Here is a 22,831-nt window from a genome sequence, read left to right as displayed (position 1 = left end):
CCTATCACACACCATCATGCTTCGGGCGCAAGATCTTGCCCGGATTGAAGATATTGTGCGGATCGAGCGCCTGTTTGATGGTCGCCATCAGGCTAAGCGCCCCGCCCGCTTCCTGTTCCAGGAAGCTCATCTTGCCCTGTCCGATCCCGTGTTCGCCGGTGCAGGTGCCATCCATGGAGAGGGCGCGCCGGTTGAGACGCTCCACGAAGGCTTCCGTTCGCGCAATATCCGCCGGGTCCTTCTCGTCGAACAGCAAAAGCAGGTGGAAGTTGCCATCGCCGGCATGGCCGACGATCGGGGCGAGAAAGTTGTTTTCGACGATATCCGCCTGGGTTTCGGCCACGCAATCGGCGAGCCTGGAAATCGGCACGCAGACATCCGTCGAAAGCGCACCGAGATGCGGGGCAAGCGCCCGGGCGGCCCAATAGGCGTCATGGCGCGCCTTCCACAGTTTTGCGCGCGAGGCGGCATCGCCCGTCCACTGGAACTCCTCGCCGCCGCATTCGGCCGCGATCATCGCGAACTGCTCCGACTGCATGCGCACCGTATCCTCGGTACCGTGGAACTCGAGGAAGAGCGTCGGCTTCTCCGCATAGGCAAGGCCGGAATAGGCATTGCAGGCCTTCATCTGCACGGCATCGAGCAGTTCGATGCGGGCGACGGGGATCCCCATCTGGATGGTCATGATCACCGCGTCGCAGGCCGCCTTGACGCTGGGAAAGGCGCAGACGCCACCGCCGATCTTTTCCGGAATGCCCTGCAACTTGAGGGTGATCGAAGTGATCACGCCAAGCGTGCCTTCGGAACCGACGAAAAGCCGGGTGAGATCGTAGCCGGCGGAGGATTTTTTCGCCCGCGTGCCGGTGGTGATTTCCTCGCCATCCGCCGTCACCACCGTCAGCGACAGCACATTGTCCTTCATCGTTCCATAGCGCACGGCATTGGTACCGGACGCCCGGGTTGCCGTCATGCCGCCGATCGAGGCATTGGCGCCGGGATCGATCGGGAAGAACAGGCCGGTATCGCGCAGATAGGTGTTGAGCGCCTCGCGCGTCACACCCGGCTGAACCGTCACGTCGAGATCCTCCGGCGAGACCCGGAGCACCTTGTCCATGCGCGAAAAATCGATGGAAATTCCACCCGATGGCGCGTTCACCTGGCCTTCGAGCGACGAGCCTGTGCCAAAGGGAATGACGGGCACCCGATGCGCCGCACAGGCCTTCACGACGGCCTTCACATCCTCGACGCTTTCGGCAAACACGACGCCATCCGGAATCTGGCGCGGCAGATAGGTGGTGGTATGGGCATGCTGTTCGCGAAACGCCTGGCCGGTCTGCAGACGCTCTCCCAGCTGCTGTTTCAAGATCGCGAGGACGGTGGCAATCCCCTCCTCGTTGCGCGGGCCGGGTTGCACGTCTCTCATAACCATAATGCTATCTCCAGATCCGGCCCGCCAGGGCCGACAGTCTCTGCAACGTTTGGTAAGCGAGACGCCGGAGCTTGTCCATACGCGAATGGGTGGAGCTTACAGCCTGCGAGGCCAGCGGCGGGCTGCGTGCAGCACCGTGAGAATGGAGATGTGTTGATCCGTGACCCGATAGGCAATGATGTAGGGCAGACCTGGGACGACGAGTTCACGCGTTCCAACCACTCGGCCCGGTCTTCCTCGGAATGGATGCTCTTCCAACCCGTAAACGACGGAGATGATGCGTTGCACCACTATAGCTGACGCAGACGGATTCTCGATGGCGATCGTCTGGCCGATGTCGTCAATCCGACGCAAGGCCCGTTTCGTCCAGCGAAGACCGCGCCTGCCGCTCGCCATCAAAGAGGTTCGCGATACTTGGCCAGCAAGGCCCTGACGTCCTCCTCGCTGGCGAATTCGCCGGCGTCCGCCTCCGCAAGTGCTGCTTCGATTTCCGCCAGATCCGATCGCTCCCGCGCCATCAGTTCCGCGACAGCAAGGGCAATGATTTCCGGCTGCGTCCGCTCAAGGCGTTTTGATAGCTCCTCAAGCTCCGCAGCCGTCTCTTCCGGAACTCCGATTGTGACCAATCCCATGCTGTTCTCCCGGCGTTCAGCCTTGAAAGACAGTGACGACCGTGAAGCTGACCGTCAATGCCCCAGGCACCCGCTCACTCCGCCGCCAAGAGCGGCGCCTTCTTCTCCTCGTTGGCGGCGCGGTTCTGCGCCCGTTCCAGCTCGTCATGCAGCCGCTGCTCCTCATGCGCGTTCGGCTTGGCAAAGCGGGCGAGCAGCAGATAGGCGACCGGTGTGATGAACAGCGTCACCAGCGTCGCAAGCCCCAGGCCGCCGACGATGACCCAGCCGAGGGCGATACGGGCTTCCGCGCCGGCACCCTGGGCGAGAACCAGCGGTACACCACCGAGAATGGTGGCGATCATCGTCATCATCACGGGCCTCAGACGCAGGCGGCACGCCCGCTCGATTGCCTCACGCACCCCTGCCCCCTGGTCGCGGAGCTGGTTGGCGAATTCGACGATCAGGATGCCGTTCTTCGCCATGACGCCGACGAGCAGCACGAGGCCGATCTGGCTGTAGACGTTGAGCGTCGAGCCGGTCAGCACCAGGGCGAAGACGGCGCAGGCAAGGCCGAGCGGCACCGTCGTCATGATGATGATCGAGGACAGCACGCTTTCGAACTGGGCGGCGAGAACGAGGAAGATGATGGCAATCGCAAAACCGAAGGTGATCGCCATGGCGTTCGAATTTTCGCCGAGCGTCTTTGCTTCCGCGAGCGGCATCACGCGGGCGCCTTCCGGCAGCAGAGGCTCTGCCAGCTTGATCACCTCCTCGAGCGCCTGACCGAGCGGAACACCATTTTTCAAGCCGGAGGAGAGCGACACGGCGGCCAGCTGCTGTTCGCGGTTGAGTTCCGGCGCAACAGCCCCTTCCTTCAGCGTCGCGATCGTCGACATCGGCACCACGCGCCCGTCGCCGGTGCGCAGGAAGATGTTTTCGAGATCCGTGGGATCATCGACCGGCTGCATGCTGGAGGTGAGCTTCACCGGGATCGCCTCGCCATCGACGAAGACATCGACGATCGAGCGGCCTTCGAGAAGCGCCTGCATGGCGGTGGAGAGGCCGGTGATGTCGATCCCCAGATCGGAGGCCCGCTCGCGGTCGATCGACACTGACAGCTGCACCTGCGTCGGCTCATTGTCGAGACGCGGCGTCTCGAAGGACGGGCTCTGCTCCATGGCCTGCACGAGCTTGATCGCGGCATCCGTCAGACGGGTGTGATCGGCCCCGACGAGCGCCACCTGGAGGCCACTGCCGGCACCGCGGATGCGCAGACTGTTGGTCTGGATCGCAAAACCGCGCAGCGCCGGCACACGGGCAGCCGCTGCATTCACGTCGCTCGCGATGGCATTCTGGCTGCGGCTGCGCTCTTCCCACGGCGCCAGCGTCAGCACCATGAAGCCGCTATTGGTGGAGCCCCCCATGCCGGAGATCGAAAAGACGTTGCGGATCTCACCGGACTGCACGAGCGGCTGCAGATTTTCCTCGATGCGCTTCAACTGGTCCTGCGTGTAGGCCAGGCTGACGCCTTCTGGCGCGCTCAACCGCAAAAGCACCGCGGAGCGATCTTCCTGCGGCGTCAACTCGCTCTTGATCGTGCCGAAGGTGACGAAGGCGGCAAAGGCAAACAGCAGCGAGCCGGCAATCACCACCAGCGGCGCGTTCAGGCAAAAGCGCAGGCTGGAGGCATAGACGTGCGCAAACAGGGCACCGAAGGACGGCAGCAGGCCCTTCGGCTCACTCATCGGCCGCGTCAGCATGCGGGAAGCGAGCATCGGGCAGAGCGTGAGCGCGGTGATCGAGGAGAGCGCCACCGCGAAGGCCAGCACGAAGCCGAATTCGCGGAACAGGCCACCCAGCTGACCCGGCAGGAAGGAGAGCGGAATGAAGACCGCAGCCAGCGTCGCCGTGGTCGCCAGCACCGCGAAGAAGACTTCCTGCGTGCCAAGCACCGCCGCCGCCCGTGGCCCCATGCCTTCCGTGCGCCGCCGCACGATATTTTCCAGCACAACGATGGCATCATCGACGACGAGGCCGGTCGCCAGCACGATGGCGAGAAGCGTCAGGATATTGATCGAAAAACCGACGAGATAGATCGCGGTCAGCGTGCCGATCAGCGCCACTGGCATGGTGAGCGCCGGAATGAGGGTGGCGCGCCAATCGCGCAGGAAGAGATAAAGCACTACAACGACGATAAGCGCCGAGAGGCCGAGTGCCAGTTCCACCTCGTGCAGGGCGCCCCGGATGAAGACGGCGTCATCGCTGGTGACGAAGACGCGTGTGCCTTCCGGCATCGCCTTCTGCAACTCATCCACGACCGCCTTCACGCCCGTGGAGATGTTGAGCGTGTTCGACTGCGCCTGGCGGATGATACCGAGCCCGATGCCCTGGACGCCGTTGGAGCGCAGCGTCGTCGTGCCGTCATCGGCGCCAAGCAGGACGTTCGCCACGTCGCGCAGGCGAATATTGTCCTTCACCAGCACATTGCCGAAATCCTCCGGCGTGGACAAATTTGCCGTCGCCCGCACCACGATATCCTGCGTGCGGCTGGTGAGAGAACCAGCCGGAACGTCCAGCGCTGCCGTTGCCAGCGCGCTGGAGACGTCCGCGATCGTCAGGCCGCGGCTCGCCAGCGCCGCCTGATTGATATCGACCCGGAAGATCTTTTCCTGGTCGCCGTAAGTTTCGACATCCGCCACCCCTTCGACGGCCGCCAGCCGGTCGACGATCTCGTTATCGACCAGCTGCGTCAGGTCGTCCATGGACATGGTCTGCGAGGTCACGGCGACACGCATGATTGGCTGCGAATCGGAATCCGCCTTGACGATGCGCGGGTCGTCGGCATCGTCCGGCAGCTGGCCGGTCACACGGCCGATCGCATCACGCACATCGTTCGCCGCTTCCGCGAGATCGACATTGTCGGAGAATTCCATCGTGACCCGGCTGGAGCCGAACTGCGATTCCGACGAGAGCGCCTTCAGGCCGCTGACGCGGGCAACTGCACCTTCGATGACCTGCGTCAGTTCCTGGTCGATCGTCTGCGGCGAGGCGCCGTCATAGGTGGTGCGCACGGTGATGACCGGCTGGTCCACATCCGGCAGTTCGCGCACCTCCACACCCACGAAGGCGGCAAGGCCGGCAACCACCAGCAGCGTGTTGATGACGGCGGCGAGGATCGGTCGGCGGACGAACAGCGCGGTGAACGTGCTCTTGGCTTTGTCGGTGGAAATCTCGGTGTTCTCGCTCATGTGCGCGCCGCCTCCGCCACCTTCGGCGCAGGCGCCCCCTGGATCCGCACCGGCTGGCCCTGGCGTACCCGTTGCAGGCCCTCGATCACGATCATGTCGTCCGCGTTCAGCGCGGCATCGACGAGGACCCGGTCGGAATTCCGCTGGATGATGCGCACGCGCACCTTCTCGGCCTTTTCGTTCGCCACCTTCCAGACATAGGCGCCTTCCGCGTCCCACTGGACGGCAAGCGGATCGACCGCCGGATAGGGTTCACCGGAAAACCGCATGGTAACGTTGAAGGACATGCCCGCGCGTAACAGGTCCTTGGCATTGTCGATCTTCGCCCGCACACGAATGGTGCGGCTGGCCGAATCGACGCGGTTGTCGATCGATTCGATCTCGCCGTTGCAGGAATCGCCGGGACGGCTGACCGCATGCGCCTCAACCGGCTGGCCGGGCTGCAACTGCGCAACGAACCGCTCCGGCGCCCAGAAGTCCACCAGGATCTTCGAGCGGTCATCCAGCGTCACGACGCTCGTCTGCGTGGTGACATTGTCGCCCACATTGACGGCCACGATGCCGGCGACACCATCGATCGGCGCCACGATATCGCGCCGGCGCAGGTTGAGTTCAGCAGTGGAGAGCGCAAGCTTCGCCGATTCCTCGGCAATCTGCGCGTCCAGCACGTCAAGGCGCGGGACGCTCTGCAGGTTCTTGTAGGACTGCGATTTCTCCTGGGCGCTGCGCAATGCCACCTGCGCCTTGTCGCGCTCGATCAGTTGCTCGTCATTGTCGAGCCGGGCCAGCACGTCGCCCTTCTTGACCCGCTGGCCGGAGGACACGTTGATTTCGGTGATGGTACCGCTGACCTGCGGCATGACAACAACCGTCTGGATCGCCCGGCCGTCGCCGATCGCCGCCAGCCGGTCGTTGACCGTTCCCATATCGGCCGCCTCGACCACCACAAGCGCGCCACGCGGTGCACCGCTGCCGGGGCCCGTTCCCTGACCGGCCCGCGGGCCGTTCCCTTGCCCGGCACCCTGTGCCCCCTGACCCGCACCGCTTTGCGCAGAACGGTTATTGCCGGCACTCTCCCCTGCGCCAGGCTGGATCATCGAAATGAGCGACTGCGGCACCCCGACCCTGACAAGCGTGGATGCCGCATCAGGCCGAACGAACAGCCAGAGACAGAGACCGGCAAACAGCACGGCAAGACTGAGGAGCACTTGCTTCCAGATTCGCATTCACAACTCCGAGGGGAGAACAATTTTCGGGCGAAGTATCATGTCTCTACGGTTGTTCGGCAATGCTTGGATGAGCAACCTTGCCGAATTGTAATCTGAAAACCATCACGCTGGCGTGAAATCATCGTTAGCGGCCTTAATCCTGCCGCTTGATCGGCTGGTTCTGCCGTATTTTGCGCCTCTTGCGGACGCATGCTGGAATAAAACCAGAACATGCTCTATGGCCATGTTCTTCCGGAATCATTAGATTGGCCTGATGACGAACAGTTTCGATGACATTCCGTTCTTCGATGAAGAGCCGGATCACGCCCCGCGCCACAAGCCCGGCCAGTCCCCTGCCCCGCAACCGCCGGCCACCGGCGGCCTTGGCATTGCCGCGCGCGCCATGGCCGCCCGCGACCAGAACCGGGCACCGGACTATCTCTCCGGCCTCAACCCGGAACAGCGCGAAGCGGTGGAAAGCCTTGACGGTCCCGTTCTGGTGCTCGCCGGCGCCGGCACCGGCAAGACACGGGTTCTGACCACCCGCATCGCCCATATCCTCGCCACCGGCCGCGCCTTCCCGAGCCAGATCCTGGCCGTGACCTTCACCAACAAGGCGGCGCGCGAGATGAAGGAGCGCATCGGCGTCCTCGTCGGCGGTGCGGTCGAAGGCATGCCCTGGCTCGGCACCTTCCACTCGATCGGCGTGAAACTGCTGCGCCGGCATGCGGAACTGGCCGGCCTGCGCTCCGATTTCACCATTCTCGACACCGACGACGTCATCCGCCTCGTCAAGCAGCTGATCCAGGCGGAAGGCCTCGACGACAAACGCTGGCCGGCCCGCCAGTTTGCCGGCATGATCGACGGCTGGAAGAACAAGGGCCTGACACCGAAGGACATTCCGGAGGGCGATGCCCGCGCCTTCGGCAATGGCAAAGGCCGCGAGCTCTACGCCGCCTACCAGGCGCGGCTGAAGACGCTGAACGCCTGCGATTTCGGCGACCTTTTGCTGCATCCGATCGATCTTTTCCGCCGCAACCCGGATATCCTGAAGGAATACCACCAGCGCTTCCGTTATATCCTGGTGGACGAGTACCAGGACACCAACACCGCTCAATATATGTGGCTGAGGCTGCTTGCCCAGCGGCCGAAGGATGTCGCCCAGAACGTCTGCTGCGTCGGCGACGACGACCAGTCGATCTATGGCTGGCGCGGCGCGGAAGTCGACAACATCCTGCGCTTCGAAAAGGATTTTCCGGGCGCCAAGGTCATCCGGCTGGAGCGCAACTACCGCTCCACCGAACACATCCTCGGCGCCGCCGGCCATCTGATCGCCCATAACGAAGGACGGCTCGGCAAGACGCTGTTCACCGAACGCTCCGAACCGGACGACGAAAAGGTGGTGGTGCACGCCGCCTGGGACTCGGAAGAAGAGGCGCGCGCCGTCGGTGAAACGATCGAGCAGCTGCAGCGCGGCGATGCCTCCGGCAAGAAGCACAATCTGAACGACATGGCGATCCTGGTGCGTGCTTCCTTCCAGATGCGCGAATTCGAAGACCGGTTCGTCACGCTTGGCCTGAATTACCGCGTCATCGGCGGCCCGCGCTTCTACGAGCGACTCGAAATCCGCGATGCGATGGCCTATTTCCGCATGGTCTGCCAGCCGGCGGACGATCTTGCCTTCGAGCGGATCGTCAACACGCCGAAGCGTGGCCTGGGCGACACGACGGTGCGCGCGCTGCATGATTACGCCCGCGCCCGCGACATTCCGATGCTGGCGGCTGCCAGCGACATGATCGAGACCGACGAACTGAAACCGAAAGCGCGCAAGGCGCTGTTCGACGTGATTCAAAGTTTCAAGCGCTGGTCGGAACTGCTTGAAACAACGCCCCATACGGAGCTGGCCGAGCAGATCCTCGACGAGTCGGGTTACACCGACATGTGGAAGAACGACAAGTCGGCGGAAGCACCGGGAAGGCTCGAAAACCTGAAGGAACTCATCCGCTCGATGGAGGCCTTCGAGAGCCTGCGCGGCTTCCTCGAACACGTCTCGCTGGTCATGGATGCCGAGCAGAACGAGGAGATGGATGCCGTCTCAATCATGACGCTGCATTCGGCCAAGGGGCTGGAGTTCGATACCGTCTTCCTGCCCGGCTGGGAGGAAGGCCTGTTTCCGCACCAGCGGGCGCTCGACGAAGGTGGCCGCTCCGGGCTGGAGGAAGAACGCCGCCTCGCCTATGTCGGCCTCACACGCGCCAAACGCCGCTGCCATATCTGGTTCGTCTCCAACCGGCGCATCCACGGCCTCTGGCAATCCACCATGCCCTCGCGCTTCCTCGACGAACTGCCGCCGGCCCATGTCGATGTGGCAGAAGCCGACAGCGGATATGGCGGCTATGGCCGCGGCGGTTACGGCCAATCGCGCTTCGACAAGGCCGATCCCTTTGCCAATTCCTATTCGACGCCCGGCTGGAAACGCGCCCAGGCCAACAAAAGCGATGCGACGCGCGACAACTGGGGCAGCCGCTCCGGCCACGCGGTGGAGCGCATCGGCTACGGCGAAAGCGGACCGCGCACGAAGACGATCGAGGGAGAACTCATCGCCAAGTCCGTCGCCGACCAGCCGTCGAAGTTCGCGGTCGGCGACCGCGTGTTCCACATCAAGTTCGGCAATGGCAATGTGGTGACCGTGGAAGGCAACAAGCTGACCATCGATTTCGACCGCGCGGGGCAAAAACGCGTGCTGGACGGGTTTGTGGAGAAAGTCGGATGACCCTCACCGCCTCCGATCTCGCCGACCTCACCTCCTGGCGCCGCCATCTCCACACGATGCCGGAGGTCTCCGGCGAGGAGCATCAGACGGCGGCGGAGGTCGTGCGTTTCCTGGAGACGACAGAGCCGGATATGATCGTCACCGGCCTTGGCGGCACCGGGGTTGCGGCGGTGTTCAGCGGCCACGCGCCGGGTCCGACCGTCATGTTCCGCGCCGAACTCGATGGGCTGCCCATCGCCGAAATCTCCGACCTGCCCTATCGGTCGCGGATCGCGGGCAAGGGGCATATGTGCGGCCATGACGGGCATATGGCAACGCTCGGCGCCCTCGCCCTCGCCTTCCAGCGCAAACGTCCGGCACGCGGCCGCGTGGTGCTGCTGTTCCAGCCGGCGGAGGAAAACGGCGCGGGCGCGGCGGCCGTGCTCGCGGATGCCAAGTTCAAGCCGCTGACGCCGGATTTTTCCTTTGCGTGGCACAACATGCCGGGCATTGCGCTCGGCAGAAGCTGGATCAAGGACGGACCGGCGAACTGTGCCTCCTCCGGCTTGATGATCCGTCTGACCGGCAAGACGGCGCATGCCTCGATGCCGGAGACCGGGATTTCGCCCGGCCCCGCGATTGCCGCCCTCATTCCAGCCTTTGCCACACTGGCAAAGGGTACACTCGACGACGGCGACCTGACGCTCGCGACCGTCACCCATGTCACGATCGGCGAAGCGGCCTTCGGGATTGCACCGGGCGACGGCGAGATCTGGGTGACCTTGCGCACCGTGTCCGACGATCAGATGGCGGCACTCAAGGAGAAGGCCGAGGGCTTGGCGCGCGAGGCGGCGGAGGCGCATGGCCTCGGCGTCACGTTCCGTTATCACGATGAGTTCGGCCATTGCCGCAATGATGCGGAGGCCGCCGCCATGATCCGCCGGGCGATCGCGGCGGAAGAATTGCCGTTCGAGGACGGCAAGGCGTTTCGCGCCTCGGAGGATTTCGGCCGATTCGGCACGGTCTCGAAATCCGCGATGTTCTTTTTAGGCTCCGGCGAAAACCACCCGGCCCTGCACAATCCCGATTATGACTTCCCGGATGCGCTGATTGAGATCGGTTCGCGCATCTTCCTGCGGATCGCCGAGGACCTGCTCGGCTGAGGCAGCACCTCAGCCGTCGTTCTTCAGATAATCCATCAGCGTACGGCGGTTGTCGCCGTCCGACGAAACCGGCGTTGCCGCGACGTTGGACGACGTGCTGGCGCGCGGGTTGATCTTGCGCAGCGCCGCCATCGGGATCGATCCGTCATGCCGCGGCACGATGATCATGTGGGTGACTTCACCGCGCTGATAGGCCTTCAGGAACTTGTCGTACTGGGCAAACGCGACGCAGCCGTGCGAATCGCCGGGCGCGCTGCGCAGCAGGTAGGTATGCGCCAGAAGCCCTGTGCGGCCGAGGGGCGCAATGCCATCGGTCGGCGTCAGGCGGATGGCGGCAACCCCGTGAAACGGCTTTTCGCGCATCGACAGCTTATAGGTGCCGGGCGGTGTCGGTCCGCGCATCTTCACATGGGTGAATTTCGGGTTGTCGCGCATCGGGCCGATGCCGGAATGGGCTTCCAGGACGGCACCGCTCGGCATGTAGACCTTGCCCGCCGTGATGTCGTAGACGGCGATCTTGGTGCCCTGATCCGGCCACGGAACGGAGCGTGCCGTGCTCTTCATCGGGTTTTCCGGCTTGGCGAAGGCGAGCGCCTTCGGCGCCTCTTCCTCGTCTTCGTCCGCTGCGACGACCGGCGCACGGGCTGCCGGTTTTGCGGCAGACGGGGCGATTGCCATGGCCAGTGCGTTTGCCGGCGGACGTCCGACCGGAAGCGGCCCGGCCATGGGCAGGCTGTTGTCTTCGATGGGTCCGGTTGCTTCGGCCACGGCCAGTTCCGCCGGGCTCTGCAGGTCGGCAACCTCCACCTGGCCATCATCGGCATTGCCGGGCGGATTGGCGTCCCAGGCGGTCTCGCTCGGCGGCGCCACCAGAACCGTATCCTGCAGGGCGGCGGCCAGCACGCCCTTCACTTCGGAATCCGCCGGCCGCTTTTCGGCGAGTGCCGCAAATTGCTTTTCCGCCTGCTCACGGGCGAAGGCGAGCGACAGCGTATCCTTGACGGTGCTTTCCGACGGGCGCTGGGCTTCGAGATGCGCGAGATGTGCCCCCTCCAGGCGCGCGCCCTTCGGCGCGGCCAGTGTCGAGAGGCGGGAGAACTTGGCGATCTTCAGCGCCCGCTGTTCAGCGGACATCGGTGCCAGGATCGGCTTCAGATCGAGCGATGCACGCAGGTCGTAGGAAAATCCGTGCGGCTTGACCGAGGCGACACTCTGCACGGTGGCAAGGGCGCCGATCATCCAGCCACCAACGGCAAGGGTCAACCCGAGCGCAGCGGTCGCCTTGAGGAGCCCGGACTGCAACGGGGGTTTCGATCGGGAAACGGATGGGCGGCGGGATGGAGATGCGGCCTGCGCCGCTGCAAAAGCCAATGCCATGATACGCGTTACCCTTTACCCGTCATACAAACACCCGGCACGAACGGACCGGAACTCTGCTGTCGGCACCACTTCACCGCCCGCTGAACAGAGCGAGCTTCGTGTGCTGACAAGCTGAAACAATGACGGATTATGGTAACCAATGTGTTTACAAGCGCCCCTGTGTGTCCCTTTCACGCGATATATGTTCGATGGGGCTAAACTTTAATGTGAATGCGGCAAAGCCGCGGCAGGATGTCGAAAATGCCGCAGCTTCGCTTCACTTTTGTCAATTTGAGGGCTTTTTCAGCCATCCGCCCGGCGCGGCACGCTGCGTTCGAAGAAGAACCAGGGCCTCAGACGCACGCCGATGACGTTGCCGGCAAAGGCCGCGACCGCCCAGAGATAACCGTGCAGGCTCCCCGAGGCGATGCCGGAGAAATAGGCGCCGATGTTGCAGCCATAGGCAATACGGGCGCCATAACCAAGGAGCAGGCCGCCCGCGACCGCCGCCAGCACCGAGCGTAGCGGAATGTCGAAGGAGGGTGCGAACCGCCCCGCCAGCGCCGCCGCCAGCATGGCCCCGGCAATGATGCCGAAATCCATGACGGAGGTGATGTCGGCGAACACGCTGGCCGCCAGCGCCTTGGCATTGCCCAGCGTCTGCCAGTAGGCCCACTGCGTCGGGTCGATGCCGATGAGTTGCGCGCCCTTCGCCCCCCAGAGCGCGAAGGCCGAAGTGATACCCCAGGGGCGGCCGGCAATGGCGAGCGTCAGAAAGTTGAGGGTGACGAGCGCAATGGCACCCGCCACCAGCGGCCAGGGGCCACGCAGGTAGCGCTGCAGGCCCTGACGGGGTGATGGCGCCTCCTGCTCAAGGCTGCCATGCCGGCGGCGTTCGACATAGATGGTCAGCGCGGCGATAGCGGCGAAGATGAGGAGCGAGACCGCAATGCCGCCGAGCGCACCGAACGGCTGGTAGAGCGAGACGGGCTTGAGCGATGGCAGGCTTGCCCACCAGTCGAAGTGGATCGTGCCGAAGAGCGACCCGACGATGAAAAAGAACAGCGTCACCAGCATGCGCGCATTGCCGCCGCCGGCGGTAAACAGCGTGCCAGACGCGCAACCGCCACCAAGCTGCATGCCGATGCCGAACATGAAGGCGCCGGCAATCACGCCAATACCGGCCGGAGAGATATTGCCGCGCACCTCATGGCCGAACAGCGTTCCACTGGAGAGCGCGGGGAAAAACAGGATGACCGCGAGCGCGAGCAGCAGCATCTGGACGCGCAGGCCGCGCCCCCTGCCCTCGGCGATGAACACCCGCCAGGCGGAGGTGAAACCGAAGGCGGCGTGATAAAGCGCAATCCCGAGACCGCCGCCGATGAGGAAGAGCGCGCCTTGCGCGGTTCCATACGCAGCGCCAAGCCAAAGTGTGCCGACGACCAGCACCACCAGCGCGACCAGGCCGGGCGCACCGAGTGGCGGAAGGTTCGACGCCCGCCCGGCGGGCGAAGTCTGTGCAAAAGCCATGATGAAATCTCCTGAAAGGACTGAGCCGAAGATAGGTCGCCATGCCCTCCACTTCGAAGCATGCCTTACCAATGTTACCGGCGATTGCCGGAATAGTTTGCCTGATGCGAGGAGGATGACGCGCAGCGGCAACGGCGGCTTGATTGCGCGCGTCCTGCTTGGCATGGTGCTCAAGTGGAGAATTGGAGACAACCATGAAGGCCCTGCTGATCATCGATGTCCAGAACGGTTTTTGCCCGGGCGGCAACCTGCCGGTGCCGGAGGGGGACACGATCGTGACGATCATCAACCGGCTGATCGAGGACGGCGCCTATGACCTGATCACCGCCTCGCAGGACTGGCACCCGGCCAATCACGGCAGCTTCGCCTCGCAGCATGCCGGCGCCAAACCCTTCGACATGGGCACGCTCTCCGGCCAGCCGCAGGTGATGTGGCCGGATCATTGTGTGCAGGGCACGCCGGACGCAGACTTCCACGCCGATCTCAACACGAACGCCTTCGACTATATCCAGCAGAAGGGCGAGAACCCCGCCGTCGACAGCTATTCCGCTTTCCGCGACAACGACCAGGCGGCCATCACCGGTCTTGCCGGTTATCTGCGCGCCCAGCAGGTGACGGAACTGGATGTCTGCGGCCTTGCCACCGATTACTGCGTCAAGTTTTCGGCGCTGGATGCCCGCGCCATGCTGCCGGACGTAAAAGTCCGATTCATCGAGGATGCCAGCCGCGGCATTGCGGCCGACGGCGTGAAGGCGGCGATCGCCGAGATGCGTCAGGCAGGCGTTGCGATTGTCCATAGCGACGAGATTCTGGCGGACTGACAGAGCCCGTTTCAATTTCCCTCATCGTTCCATCAGCTTTGCTGACTTGTGGTCGCATCTCTGCGGCGTTACGAGCCGGGTTCACCGAACAAGGACAGCCCATGCTGGACACCATATCCTGGAAGGGCGCCCGCAAGGGGCTCGTGATCGGCCTTTCGACCAGCCCGTTCGGCCTCCTGTTCGGGGCCGTGGCTGTGGATGGAGGCGTGACACCCCTTCATGCCACCCTGATGAGCGGCATCATCTTTGCCGGCGCCAGCCAATTGGTCGGCGTGCAGATGTTCGGCAGCCATGTGCCCGCCTGGCTGATCATCCTGTCGGTCTTTGCCGTCAACTTCCGCCACATCCTCTATTCGGCAGCCCTTGCCCCGCATATCCGGCATTTCTCGCCGATCACCCGCTATGTCAGCCTGTTTTTCCTCACCGATCCGCAGTTTGCCGAATCCGCACGCCGGGTGGACCAGCAGGGAGAACTGGAGCCGCGCTTCTACCTCGGCATGGCGCTCACCATCTATGTCATCTGGGTCGCCGCGTCGGCGCTGGGCGCGGCTTTCGGCAGCCTGATCGGCGATCCGACGGCGCTTGGCATGGATGTGCTGCTGCCGGTCTATTTCCTCGGCCTGGTGCTCGGTTTCCGCAAACGGCCGCTCTTCCTGCTGGTCGTGCCGGTCAGTGCCGCCGCCTCGATCCTCGCCGCCCACACCGTCGGCTCGCCCTGGCATGTCAGCATCGGCGCGCTGGCGGGCGTGCTGGCGGCGATCCTCTTCCACCGCGACACGCCGACCAATGCGGTAAGGAGCGAGGATCAGCCATGATGGATCTGCACACCACGCTCATCATCTTTGCCGCGGGGCTTGCGACCTACGTCACCCGTATTGCCGGTTACGTGCTCGTCACCCGCATGTCGCGCATTCCGCCGCGGATGGAAACGGCGCTCAACGCCGTGCCGGCGGCCGTCCTGACCACGCTCGTCGCACCCGCCTTCTTCGATGGCGGCTGGGACGTCAAGGTCGCGATGATCGTTGCCCTTCTGGTCGGGCTCAAGCATCCCGGCCTGCTGTTGATCGCAGCCGGTTGGGGCGCAGCCCTGCTGCTGCGCCACCTGCCTTTCGCCTGAAACCGCCTCAGAGCGGCTGCGTCGCCCGCTCCAGCCAGCCTTGTACATCGGGTTCGGAGATCAGCGGCGAGAGCTTCTTGAAGACCGTCGCATGATAGGCATCGACCCAGGCCAGTTCCTCGGCGGTCAGAAGATCCTTCACGATCAGCCGGCGGTCGAGCGGGCACCAGGTCAGCGTCTCGAAGCCCATCATCGGCAGGTCACCGCCCTCGATCATCGCAAGCTCGGTCACGTAGACGAGGTTCTCGATGCGGATGCCGAAGGAGCCGGGGCGATAATAGCCGGGTTCGTTGGAGAGGATCATGCCGGGCAGGAATTCCTGCGTCGATAGGCGCGCGATCCGCTGCGGCCCCTCATGAACCGAGAGGTAGGAGCCGACGCCGTGGCCCGTGCCATGGGCGAAATCCGCGCCCGCCTTCCAGAGCGCAATGCGCGCCAGCGGATCGAGGTCGCAGCCGCGCGTGCCCTTCGGGAAGCGGGCGACGGAGATCGCGATCATGCCCTTCAGCACCAGCGTGAAGAAACGCTTCTGCTCCTCCGGGACGCTGCCGATGGCAACCGTGCGGGTGATGTCCGTCGTTCCGTTGACGTATTGCGCGCCGGAATCGATCAGGAACAGTTCGCCCGGCAACAGCATGCGATCGGTCTCGGTCGTCACCCGGTAATGCATGATGGCGCCATGCTCTCCGGCACCGGAAATCGTGTCGAAGGAAATGTCCTTCAGCGGGTTCTGCAGGCTCTCGCCAACCCGCGCGCGGCAGGCCTCCAGGGCCTTGACGGCGGAAATCTCGCTGACAGTCCCGGGCTGCTGGCCATCCAGCCAGGAGAGGAAGCGCACCATGGCCACGCCATCCTGCACATGCGCGTCCGCCGAACCACGAAGCTCGACGGCGTTCTTCACCGCCCGCGGCAGACGCGCCGGGTCCATCGCCTCGACGACCACGCCGCCGACCGATTCGATCGCCTTCGACAGCGCAATCGAGGTGGTGTCGGCATCCACAAGAACCTTGGCCCCGCCCTCCGCGAGTGTTGCAAGCCGCGTCGTCAGCTCGGCGGGCGCAAAGCGTGTGCAGAGCGCATCGAGGTGATGCTGCGCCTCGCCGGTGACCTTGCCCGCCTCGATGAAGAGTTCCGCCCTGCCGGCGGCGGTGATGATGGCGCGCGCCAAGGGATGCGGCGTGTGCGGCACGTCGGAACCGCGGATGTTGAAGATCCAGGCAACCGAGGACGGATCGGAGATCAGCACGCCGGCGGCCCCTTTGGTCGCAACGCCTTCGGCGATCTCCCTGATCTTCTCCGCAGCTGGCTTGCCCGCATGGCTCTCCTGCTGCACGACGACGGCGCCCATCGGCGGTGCCGGACGGTCGCTCCACAGGAGATCCACCGGATTGGCATCGATGAAGACCAGCGAACCGCCCTTTGCGGTCAGCGCCGCCGCAAGACGTGCCACCTCGGCGCCGCTGTGAAGCCACGGATCGATGCCGAGACGGAAGCCGGTCGGCGCATGGGCGGCCAGCCATTTGTGCGGCGGCTCGCCCACGAGATCCCCGGGCGTGAAGGTCGCCGCATCCACCTGCTGCGCAACCTGCGTCGTATAACGACCATCGACAAACACGATCGCCTGCCCGCGTGTGATCAGCGCCACGCCGGCCGAACCGGTAAAGCCCGTCAGCCAGGATAGCCGCTCGGCTGAGGCCGGCACGTATTCGCCCTGGAATTCATCCGCCCGCGGCACGAGGAAACCGTCAATGCCAAGATCATCGAAGCGGGAGCGAAGCCCCTCCACGCGGGCAGGGCCGAAGGCGGGAGACGAGGTGGTATCAAAGGACTGGAACATGGATCTGCTTTCAAACGCGATTCCGGGAAGCGCGCGGATGTTAGCGAAAATCCGCGCCGAGGCCAGCACCTTGCGGCGAAGCCCGCGTTTTGTGCAACTGCACAGGCACGGCGGGATAAAACGCGCCAACCCATGCAATCAGCGCATAACACCATTGAAGCGAGCCCACTGACTAAGCAGAGAAGCGAGGGTTATATTCCAAGCATCGGCAAGCAAGCACGCTTCGCCCCACGATCAAGGACCACGGACATGGCAAACTCGTTCTTCCGCAATGCATTCGATCGCGTTGTCGCCGCACGCGAGCGCCAGGCAAACCGTTACGTCAACGGCGCGCTGATGTATCTCGACGACGACAGCCTCAAGGCTCTCGGCACCTCCCGCGAAGAACTGAATCGCAAGGGTGCAACCCGCTACGTGTTCTGATTGGACGGGTCGAAGGCTCTCCTCCTCCCAAGCCGACGACCCCGATAGAACACGGCATAACCCGCTCGAGCGTCTCCTCCTCCAAAGCTCGCGGGATCGGATCTGCCCTCTCCCGGCACGATCCAGGGGCGACATCTTCGGGTGTCGCCCTTTTTTGTTTCTTATCGGCCTGCAGAACAAGGGTATGCAGAAAGCGCAATGCTGCAATGCATCAATCAGCCGCCGTGCCGCAGATGGATGGTCACCCAGCCATTGCGCCAGATGGTGCGCACATGCGCAAGCCCGGCGCCATTATAGGCGGCGATCACCTTCCAGCGCTGCGCGGCCAGAATGCCGGACAGGATCACATCGCCGCCGGGTGACAGATGCGTGGCAAGCTGCGGCGCCATCTTGATCAGCGGCCGCGCCAGGATATTGGCGATGATGAGATCGAAAGGGCCATGCTTGCGGAAGGCGGACGAATGGAACCCCGGCGCAGTCTCCAGCGCCATGCCGCCGACGATCCCGTTCAGCTTCGCATTGTCCGCAGCCACACGAACCGCCACCGGATCGATATCGGTTGCCAGCACCGGGATCTTCTTCAGTTTCGCAACGGCAATCGCCAGGACACCGCTGCCGGTGCCAAGATCGAGCGCGTTGCGCGGCGGATGCGCGCGCACGACGCTTTCGATCATCTCGAGGCAGCCCGCGGTGGTTCCATGATGTCCAGTGCCGAATGCCTGGCCTGCATCGATCTCGATGGCGAGATCCCCCATGCGCACCTTGTCGCGATCGTGGGACCCGTGGACCAGGAAGCGCCCCGCCCGGACCGGCTTCAAGCCTTCCAGCGACTTGGCGATCCAGTCGATCTCCGGCAGAACCTCGCGCTCGATCGGAAGATCCGGATAGGCCTCGGCGATCGTCTCTTCGAAACGCGGACGAACCTCGTCCTCATCGTCGAACAGCATGTAGACGGAGGCTTCCCAGCGATCGGCCTTTTCGTCCACCTCGGTGGTGCCGATCGCATAGTCCTCCTCGCCAAAGGTGAAGGACAACCTGTCCAGGATATCTTCGGCCTGCCGTTCGGTCACGGTGACGTAGAGGCGCAGTTCGCTCAAGGTTCTGTTCTTTCCGGCTGATGACTGTGCCGCTGCAATGCCACAGAAGAGGCCCCGCCTTCAACCGGCTTGATGGTGAAGCGCGGCGCTCAACCCTTGATCAGGTTCTGAAGTTTCTTTTCGGCCGTTTCCGTCGCCTCGCCATAGGCAATCGTGCCGACAAACCGCCCACTCTTGTCGAGCAGGAAAACCGAGGCCGTGTGATCCATCGTGTAATCGCCGTTGGGGTTCTTGTCGTCCACCGGCACCTTGCGGGCATAGACACGGAAGCCCTTGACCATCTCGGCCACCTTGTCGGCAGGCCCCGAAATGCCGATGACGCGATCGGTGACGTTGGAGACGTACCGCCCCAGGATCTCCGGTGAATCCCGCTCCGGATCGACCGTGACGAAATAGGCGTTCAGCTTGGTGCCGTCGGGATCGACCTTGTGCAGCCAGCCGTTCATTTCGAAGAGCGTTGTCGGGCAGACTTCCGGGCAATGGGTGAAACCGAAAAAGACCGCCGTCGGCTTCTGCTGGAAAGCGGCCTCGGTGATCGGCTTGCCATCCTGCGCCACGAGCTGGAACGGCACCCCGAATGGCCCTTCGGCGATCTGGTCCTTGCTGCGGGTCACCTCCAGCGTCAGCCAGCCGAGAACGCCCGCCATGACGACGACGGCTGCCCACAGAATGATCCGGACGGTCTTCATGAAAACGACGGCTCCCACTGCGCTTCAATTCGCGCCCATGGATACGCCGCCCCGTCTCCGGCTGCAATCGCAGATCCCAGATTGTCACGCAGACGTGCGGTTTTGCCCCACCCTGCCCGTTTCAACGATTAAGGCCTACATGCACCAGGCGGCGAGACTGTCGGACATCGCCAGGAAAATATCGGCTCCATGCAGCATCCAGCCATAGGTTGCCACGCCGAACAACCCCGCCATCAAAACGACGGCGGCGCACCAGACAGGCAACATTCGAGGTTCAACAGGTAACCGCATAGCAACAGTCTACTGCGAGAATGGGGAAAATTCTAGCGTTTCCCCGTTAAATACATGGGATACAATGTATTACAGGATTAGCGAATGTTTAACACCTGTCTGAGACATTTCGCTGACGTGATGCAATGCGCCGCTGGCATGATGCCGCGGCTTTGAAGGTCGATCCCATCGGCCCATGACATGTCACCATTTGCAGCACTTCAACGGAACCGACGAAGACAATGGCGAGCAACAACGGCAGAAAATCGATGTCGATCGGCCAGCGGCTGATGACCCTCGGGGTCACAGCCTTTGCAGGCGTTGGCGTGATCGTCGGGCTCGGCTGGTATCAGCAGACAAAGATCAATGCGGCGCTGCAGCAGGTGAGTGACATCTCAAGCTTGGTGGAAACCATCAACGCCTTGAAAGCAGCCAACCTCGAATTGACGCTGACGGCCATGGACACGCTCGTCGACAAGGACGAACGCGCAGTTCAACCCGAGCGGCTGAAGTCCTTTCAGGAGGGCAGCTCTTACATAAAGAAGGAGCTGGCCTCGGCCACCACGCTTGCCACCATCGTCGGACGGCCGGATTTGGCCGAAGGTCTGCCACAGGCTATCGAGACTGCCAACAAACTGATGCTGACCGACCTCAAGGGCCTTGTCGAAGCCGGCGCATCCGACGACAAGTTCGACGCGATCGACGACGCAATCGACAGCAACAGCGAGAAGATCAGTGATCGGCTGGCTCAGCTGGCCGAACTGGCAACGGCCCGCAACGAGGCGACGATCCAGGCGACGAAAGACAAGTTGGACCAGTCCCTGTCGATGCAGCTGATTGCCGGCGCTGCGGCCCTGCTCCTGGTCGGCCTTCTGCAATATGTGCAGGGATCAGCCATCCGCCACAGCATCAGCGGTATCAAGCACAGCCTCAGACGCATTGCCGATGGTGACTGTGACGCGGCCGTGCCAGGCACCGAAGGCAGCGATGAAATTGCCGATATGGCGCGTGCAACCGAATCTCTGCGTGTCTCAAGCCTGGACAAGATCCGCCTGGAGCAGCAATCGGCGAGCGAGCGCCGGCGTTACGATGACGAGGAGCGGCGGCGCCTCGACGTGGAGCGCACCGCCTCCGAGAAAATCCGCAAGGCGACCGAGGAACTGGCCCAGGCGCTGACACGTCTTTCCGATGGCGACCTCAACGTGGTGCTGGACACCCCCTTCCCTACCGAACTCGAGCCGGTTCGCATCGATTTCAACCGCCTGACCTCCAAGCTCCAGCTGACCATCCGCGAAATCAACGGCAGCGCCGGCTCCATTCATGCCAACGCGCAGCAGATGCGCTCCGCCGCCGACGATCTCGCCAAGCGGACCGAACAGCAGGCCGCCTCGCTGGAGGAAACCTCCGCGGCGCTCGAACAGATCACGCGGACCGTGCGCACTGCGACCGAACGGGCGGAAGCGGCACGTCACCGCGTGAGCAATGCCAAGGATTTCGCCGAATCCTCCTCCGCCGTTGTCGGCGACGCCATGTCGGCGATGCAGCGGATCGAGGATGCGACGGGTGAGATCGGCAAGATCATCAACGTCATCGACGAGATCGCCTTCCAGACCAATCTTCTGGCACTGAACGCCGGTGTCGAGGCCGCCCGTGCCGGCGAGGCTGGCAAGGGCTTTGCCGTCGTGGCGCAGGAAGTGCGCGAGCTTGCCGGCCGCGCGGCCGGTGCCGCAAAGGACATCAAGGCGCTCGTCACCCGCTCCAGCGCCGAGGTTCAGACCGGCGTCGATCTCGTCAAGGCGACCGGTGAGGCACTCCACCGCATCGGCGATGACGTGCTGAAGATCAATGACGACGTCAGCATGATCGCAACCTCCGCCCGAGAGCAGTCGACCGGCCTCTCGGAAATCAACACCGCCATCGGCCAGATGGATCAGACGACGCAACAGAATGCGGCCATGGTGGAAGAAACCAATGCCGCAAGCCACGCACTGGCGGGCGATGCGGATAATCTGAGCCGTCTGATGAGTCAGTTCCGGGTCGAGGCCGCGAGGCCTCGCGCCGTAGAAGCGGCGGCGCCTGCCGCCCCGTCCCGCCCCTCTCCCGCCCGCAACCTGATGAACAGGGTTGCGAGCGCCATCACCAGCAGCACCCCCGCCGCAAGGGCACTTGCGACGGCAACCAATGAGAAATGGGAAGAGTTCTAACCATGAGCAATGCAATCAAGCAGTCCGGCGCCTATCTCGAAATCGTCTCCTTCCATCTCGGTGATCAGGAATTCTGCATCGACATCATGGCCATCCGCGAAATCCGCGGCTGGGCCCCGGTGACCCCGATGCCGCACACACCGCCTTACGTGCTGGGTCTCATCAACCTGCGCGGCGCGGTGATCCCGGTCATCGACATGGCCTGCCGCCTCGGAATGAAGATGACCGAACCGTCCGAACGCGCGGCGATCATCGTCACCGACATCGCCGGCAAGCTGGTCGGCCTGCTCGTCGAGCAGGTGTCGGACATGATGACGATCAAGTCGGAAGACCTGCAGCCGGCACCGGAAATCATTCCGGAAGCCCAGCGCGCCTTCTGCCGTGGCATCGTGGCGCTGGAAAAGACGATGGTCTGCTTCCTGAACCTCGACACGGTCATCGCCGACGAGCTCGCCCAGGCCGCCTGATCGGCCGAAACATTGCTGCTGGATGCTCCGGCCCCGGTCATTGCGACCGGGGTTTTGGGCGTTTGTCGGCCTAGTTCGGCTGGCCGTTCTTCCAGGTCACGGCCTGGTTGAAGAGCGGCACCGTGGAAATCGCCATCTTCGCCGATCCATCGGCGATCTGGCGCGAATGGACCAGATAGATCAGCGTGTTGTTGGCCTTGTCATAGATCCGGTTGACGACGAGCTTCTTCCAGATCAGCGACATGCCCTGCTTGAAGACCTCTTCGCCTTCCTTGGAGAGATCGATGTCGCCGATCTCGATCGGGCCGGTCTGACGGCAGGCGATCGAGTTGTTCGAGGGGTCCTCGAACCAGTTGCCGTTCTTGAGGCGATCCAGCATGCCGCGATCGAAATAGGTCACGTGGCAGGTGACGCCCTTGACCTTGGGATCGGTCAGCGCATCCACGATGATGTCGTTGCCCATCCAGTCGACGCCGACCTTGCCGACCACTTCGGCCCGGGCGGAGACGGGAAGGCTTGCACCGACAAGCGAGGCGGCAAGGGCAAGGCAGGCAAAGGCACGCATGGGATACTCCATCAACAGATCGTGATCCGGAGATAAGA

At 63.6% G+C, this 22,831-nt stretch carries 20 protein-coding genes; 8 read left to right on the top strand and 12 right to left on the bottom strand.

Annotated features, from left to right (window positions below; genetic code table 11):
• Positions 1 to 4 precede the first annotated feature (4 nt).
• The 5 genes from G6N78_RS12330 to G6N78_RS12310 form a co-directional block, all read right to left on the bottom strand.
• A complete protein-coding gene (locus G6N78_RS12330) occupies positions 5 to 1,429 on the bottom strand; it encodes an FAD-binding oxidoreductase (protein WP_165218773.1) in 1,425 nt (474 codons plus the stop codon).
• Positions 1,430 to 1,525: 96 nt separating this feature from the next.
• Positions 1,526 to 1,825 (bottom strand): type II toxin-antitoxin system RelE/ParE family toxin, encoded by a 300-nt coding sequence (locus tag G6N78_RS12325; RefSeq protein WP_165218771.1) that lies wholly within the window; start codon positions 1,823 to 1,825, stop codon positions 1,526 to 1,528.
• The gene (locus tag G6N78_RS12320) at positions 1,825 to 2,061 is read right to left on the bottom strand and encodes a ribbon-helix-helix protein, CopG family (RefSeq protein ID WP_165218769.1); all 237 of its coding nucleotides are present in this window, start codon (positions 2,059 to 2,061) and stop codon (positions 1,825 to 1,827) included. The genes G6N78_RS12325 and G6N78_RS12320 overlap by 1 nt, the downstream gene beginning before the upstream one ends.
• Positions 2,062 to 2,135: 74 nt before the next feature.
• The gene (locus tag G6N78_RS12315) at positions 2,136 to 5,291 is read right to left on the bottom strand and encodes an efflux RND transporter permease subunit (RefSeq protein WP_165218767.1); all 3,156 of its coding nucleotides are present in this window, start codon (positions 5,289 to 5,291) and stop codon (positions 2,136 to 2,138) included.
• Positions 5,288 to 6,517, bottom strand: a complete 1,230-nt coding sequence (locus G6N78_RS12310; protein ID WP_165218765.1) for an efflux RND transporter periplasmic adaptor subunit — start codon at positions 6,515 to 6,517, stop codon at positions 5,288 to 5,290. The genes G6N78_RS12315 and G6N78_RS12310 overlap by 4 nt, the downstream gene beginning before the upstream one ends.
• A gap of 256 nt (positions 6,518 to 6,773) precedes the next feature.
• Here G6N78_RS12310 and G6N78_RS12305 point away from each other — a divergent pair, with 256 nt between their 5' ends.
• Together G6N78_RS12305 and G6N78_RS12300 are read left to right on the top strand one after the other, a co-directional pair.
• Positions 6,774 to 9,272 carry an ATP-dependent helicase gene (locus G6N78_RS12305; protein ID WP_165218763.1) on the top strand — a complete coding sequence of 833 codons (2,499 nt, stop codon included), beginning with the start codon at positions 6,774 to 6,776 and terminating at the stop codon, positions 9,270 to 9,272.
• Positions 9,269 to 10,414, top strand: coding sequence for an amidohydrolase (locus tag G6N78_RS12300; RefSeq protein WP_165218761.1), 1,146 nt, complete (start codon positions 9,269 to 9,271; stop codon positions 10,412 to 10,414). Before G6N78_RS12305 ends, G6N78_RS12300 begins: the two co-directional genes overlap by 4 nt.
• A gap of 9 nt (positions 10,415 to 10,423) precedes the next feature.
• Here the strand turns inward: G6N78_RS12300 and G6N78_RS12295 are convergent, their stop codons facing one another.
• A complete protein-coding gene (locus tag G6N78_RS12295; RefSeq protein ID WP_165218759.1) occupies positions 10,424 to 11,716 on the bottom strand; it encodes a DUF2778 domain-containing protein in 1,293 nt (430 codons plus the stop codon).
• Between the two features lie 360 nt (positions 11,717 to 12,076).
• Positions 12,077 to 13,303, bottom strand: coding sequence for a YeeE/YedE family protein (locus G6N78_RS12290; protein ID WP_165218757.1), 1,227 nt, complete (start codon positions 13,301 to 13,303; stop codon positions 12,077 to 12,079).
• Positions 13,304 to 13,497: 194 nt separating this feature from the next.
• Here G6N78_RS12290 and pncA point away from each other — a divergent pair, with 194 nt between their 5' ends.
• From pncA to G6N78_RS12275, 3 genes are all read left to right on the top strand, one after another.
• On the top strand, positions 13,498 to 14,124 hold the full coding sequence (gene pncA / locus G6N78_RS12285; RefSeq protein ID WP_165218755.1) for a bifunctional nicotinamidase/pyrazinamidase: 627 nt from the start codon (positions 13,498 to 13,500) through the stop codon (positions 14,122 to 14,124).
• Positions 14,125 to 14,225: 101 nt separating this feature from the next.
• Positions 14,226 to 14,939, top strand: coding sequence for an AzlC family ABC transporter permease (locus G6N78_RS12280; RefSeq protein ID WP_165218753.1), 714 nt, complete (start codon positions 14,226 to 14,228; stop codon positions 14,937 to 14,939).
• Entirely contained in the window at positions 14,936 to 15,241 is a 306-nt protein-coding gene (locus G6N78_RS12275) for an AzlD family protein (protein ID WP_165218751.1), read from the top strand. Before G6N78_RS12280 ends, G6N78_RS12275 begins: the two co-directional genes overlap by 4 nt.
• Positions 15,242 to 15,248: 7 nt before the next feature.
• On the opposite strand, the gene G6N78_RS12270 is transcribed toward G6N78_RS12275, so the two are convergent.
• Complete coding sequence (locus G6N78_RS12270) at positions 15,249 to 17,078, bottom strand: aminopeptidase P family protein (protein WP_165218749.1); 1,830 nt, start codon at positions 17,076 to 17,078, stop codon at positions 15,249 to 15,251.
• 249 nt (positions 17,079 to 17,327) lie between these two features.
• On the opposite strand from G6N78_RS12270, the gene G6N78_RS12265 reads away from it, so the two are divergent.
• Positions 17,328 to 17,501 (top strand): hypothetical protein, encoded by a 174-nt coding sequence (locus G6N78_RS12265; protein WP_165218747.1) that lies wholly within the window; start codon positions 17,328 to 17,330, stop codon positions 17,499 to 17,501.
• A gap of 215 nt (positions 17,502 to 17,716) precedes the next feature.
• Here the strand turns inward: G6N78_RS12265 and G6N78_RS12260 are convergent, their stop codons facing one another.
• The 3 genes from G6N78_RS12260 to G6N78_RS25945 form a co-directional block, all read right to left on the bottom strand.
• Positions 17,717 to 18,598: a 50S ribosomal protein L11 methyltransferase gene (locus G6N78_RS12260; RefSeq protein ID WP_165218745.1), complete on the bottom strand. Its 882-nt coding sequence runs from the start codon at positions 18,596 to 18,598 to the stop codon at positions 17,717 to 17,719.
• Between the two features lie 89 nt (positions 18,599 to 18,687).
• Positions 18,688 to 19,287 (bottom strand): SCO family protein, encoded by a 600-nt coding sequence (locus tag G6N78_RS12255; RefSeq protein WP_165218743.1) that lies wholly within the window; start codon positions 19,285 to 19,287, stop codon positions 18,688 to 18,690.
• A gap of 135 nt (positions 19,288 to 19,422) precedes the next feature.
• Positions 19,423 to 19,554: a hypothetical protein gene (locus G6N78_RS25945; RefSeq protein WP_272955612.1), complete on the bottom strand. Its 132-nt coding sequence runs from the start codon at positions 19,552 to 19,554 to the stop codon at positions 19,423 to 19,425.
• 245 nt (positions 19,555 to 19,799) lie between these two features.
• Between G6N78_RS25945 and G6N78_RS12250 the strand changes: the two genes are divergently transcribed.
• Positions 19,800 to 21,761, top strand: coding sequence for a methyl-accepting chemotaxis protein (locus G6N78_RS12250; RefSeq protein ID WP_165218741.1), 1,962 nt, complete (start codon positions 19,800 to 19,802; stop codon positions 21,759 to 21,761).
• Between the two features lie 2 nt (positions 21,762 to 21,763).
• Positions 21,764 to 22,228, top strand: coding sequence for a chemotaxis protein CheW (locus tag G6N78_RS12245; protein ID WP_062554154.1), 465 nt, complete (start codon positions 21,764 to 21,766; stop codon positions 22,226 to 22,228).
• 70 nt (positions 22,229 to 22,298) lie between these two features.
• Here G6N78_RS12245 and G6N78_RS12240 read toward each other — a convergent pair whose 3' ends face one another.
• Positions 22,299 to 22,793 carry a CreA family protein gene (locus G6N78_RS12240; RefSeq protein ID WP_165218739.1) on the bottom strand — a complete coding sequence of 165 codons (495 nt, stop codon included), beginning with the start codon at positions 22,791 to 22,793 and terminating at the stop codon, positions 22,299 to 22,301.
• Positions 22,794 to 22,831: the final 38 nt, after the last annotated feature.

The sequence above is a fragment of the Allorhizobium pseudoryzae genome, assembly GCF_011046245.1.
GTDB lineage: Bacteria > Pseudomonadota > Alphaproteobacteria > Rhizobiales > Rhizobiaceae > Neorhizobium > Neorhizobium pseudoryzae.
This window is presented reverse-complemented; position numbering and strand designations above follow the sequence as displayed.

What these genes read in the sequence shown, in the direction of transcription:
- G6N78_RS12275 (WP_165218751.1), top strand. Translation starts at nt 14,936, where the DNA reads ATGATGGATCTGCACACCACGCTCATCATCTTTGCCGCGGGGCTTGCG.
- G6N78_RS12240 (WP_165218739.1), bottom strand. Translation starts at nt 22,793, where the DNA reads ATGCGTGCCTTTGCCTGCCTTGCCCTTGCCGCCTCGCTTGTCGGTGCA.
- G6N78_RS12325 (WP_165218771.1), bottom strand. Translation starts at nt 1,825, where the DNA reads ATGGCGAGCGGCAGGCGCGGTCTTCGCTGGACGAAACGGGCCTTGCGT.
- G6N78_RS12305 (WP_165218763.1), top strand. Translation starts at nt 6,774, where the DNA reads ATGACGAACAGTTTCGATGACATTCCGTTCTTCGATGAAGAGCCGGAT.
- G6N78_RS12300 (WP_165218761.1), top strand. Translation starts at nt 9,269, where the DNA reads ATGACCCTCACCGCCTCCGATCTCGCCGACCTCACCTCCTGGCGCCGC.
- G6N78_RS12280 (WP_165218753.1), top strand. Translation starts at nt 14,226, where the DNA reads ATGCTGGACACCATATCCTGGAAGGGCGCCCGCAAGGGGCTCGTGATC.
- G6N78_RS12270 (WP_165218749.1), bottom strand. Translation starts at nt 17,078, where the DNA reads ATGTTCCAGTCCTTTGATACCACCTCGTCTCCCGCCTTCGGCCCTGCC.
- G6N78_RS12265 (WP_165218747.1), top strand. Translation starts at nt 17,328, where the DNA reads ATGGCAAACTCGTTCTTCCGCAATGCATTCGATCGCGTTGTCGCCGCA.
- G6N78_RS12250 (WP_165218741.1), top strand. Translation starts at nt 19,800, where the DNA reads ATGGCGAGCAACAACGGCAGAAAATCGATGTCGATCGGCCAGCGGCTG.
- G6N78_RS12245 (WP_062554154.1), top strand. Translation starts at nt 21,764, where the DNA reads ATGAGCAATGCAATCAAGCAGTCCGGCGCCTATCTCGAAATCGTCTCC.
- G6N78_RS12320 (WP_165218769.1), bottom strand. Translation starts at nt 2,061, where the DNA reads ATGGGATTGGTCACAATCGGAGTTCCGGAAGAGACGGCTGCGGAGCTT.
- G6N78_RS12315 (WP_165218767.1), bottom strand. Translation starts at nt 5,291, where the DNA reads ATGAGCGAGAACACCGAGATTTCCACCGACAAAGCCAAGAGCACGTTC.
- G6N78_RS25945 (WP_272955612.1), bottom strand. Translation starts at nt 19,554, where the DNA reads ATGTTGCCTGTCTGGTGCGCCGCCGTCGTTTTGATGGCGGGGTTGTTC.
- pncA (WP_165218755.1), top strand. Translation starts at nt 13,498, where the DNA reads ATGAAGGCCCTGCTGATCATCGATGTCCAGAACGGTTTTTGCCCGGGC.
- G6N78_RS12310 (WP_165218765.1), bottom strand. Translation starts at nt 6,517, where the DNA reads ATGCGAATCTGGAAGCAAGTGCTCCTCAGTCTTGCCGTGCTGTTTGCC.
- G6N78_RS12330 (WP_165218773.1), bottom strand. Translation starts at nt 1,429, where the DNA reads ATGGTTATGAGAGACGTGCAACCCGGCCCGCGCAACGAGGAGGGGATT.
- G6N78_RS12290 (WP_165218757.1), bottom strand. Translation starts at nt 13,303, where the DNA reads ATGGCTTTTGCACAGACTTCGCCCGCCGGGCGGGCGTCGAACCTTCCG.
- G6N78_RS12255 (WP_165218743.1), bottom strand. Translation starts at nt 19,287, where the DNA reads ATGAAGACCGTCCGGATCATTCTGTGGGCAGCCGTCGTCGTCATGGCG.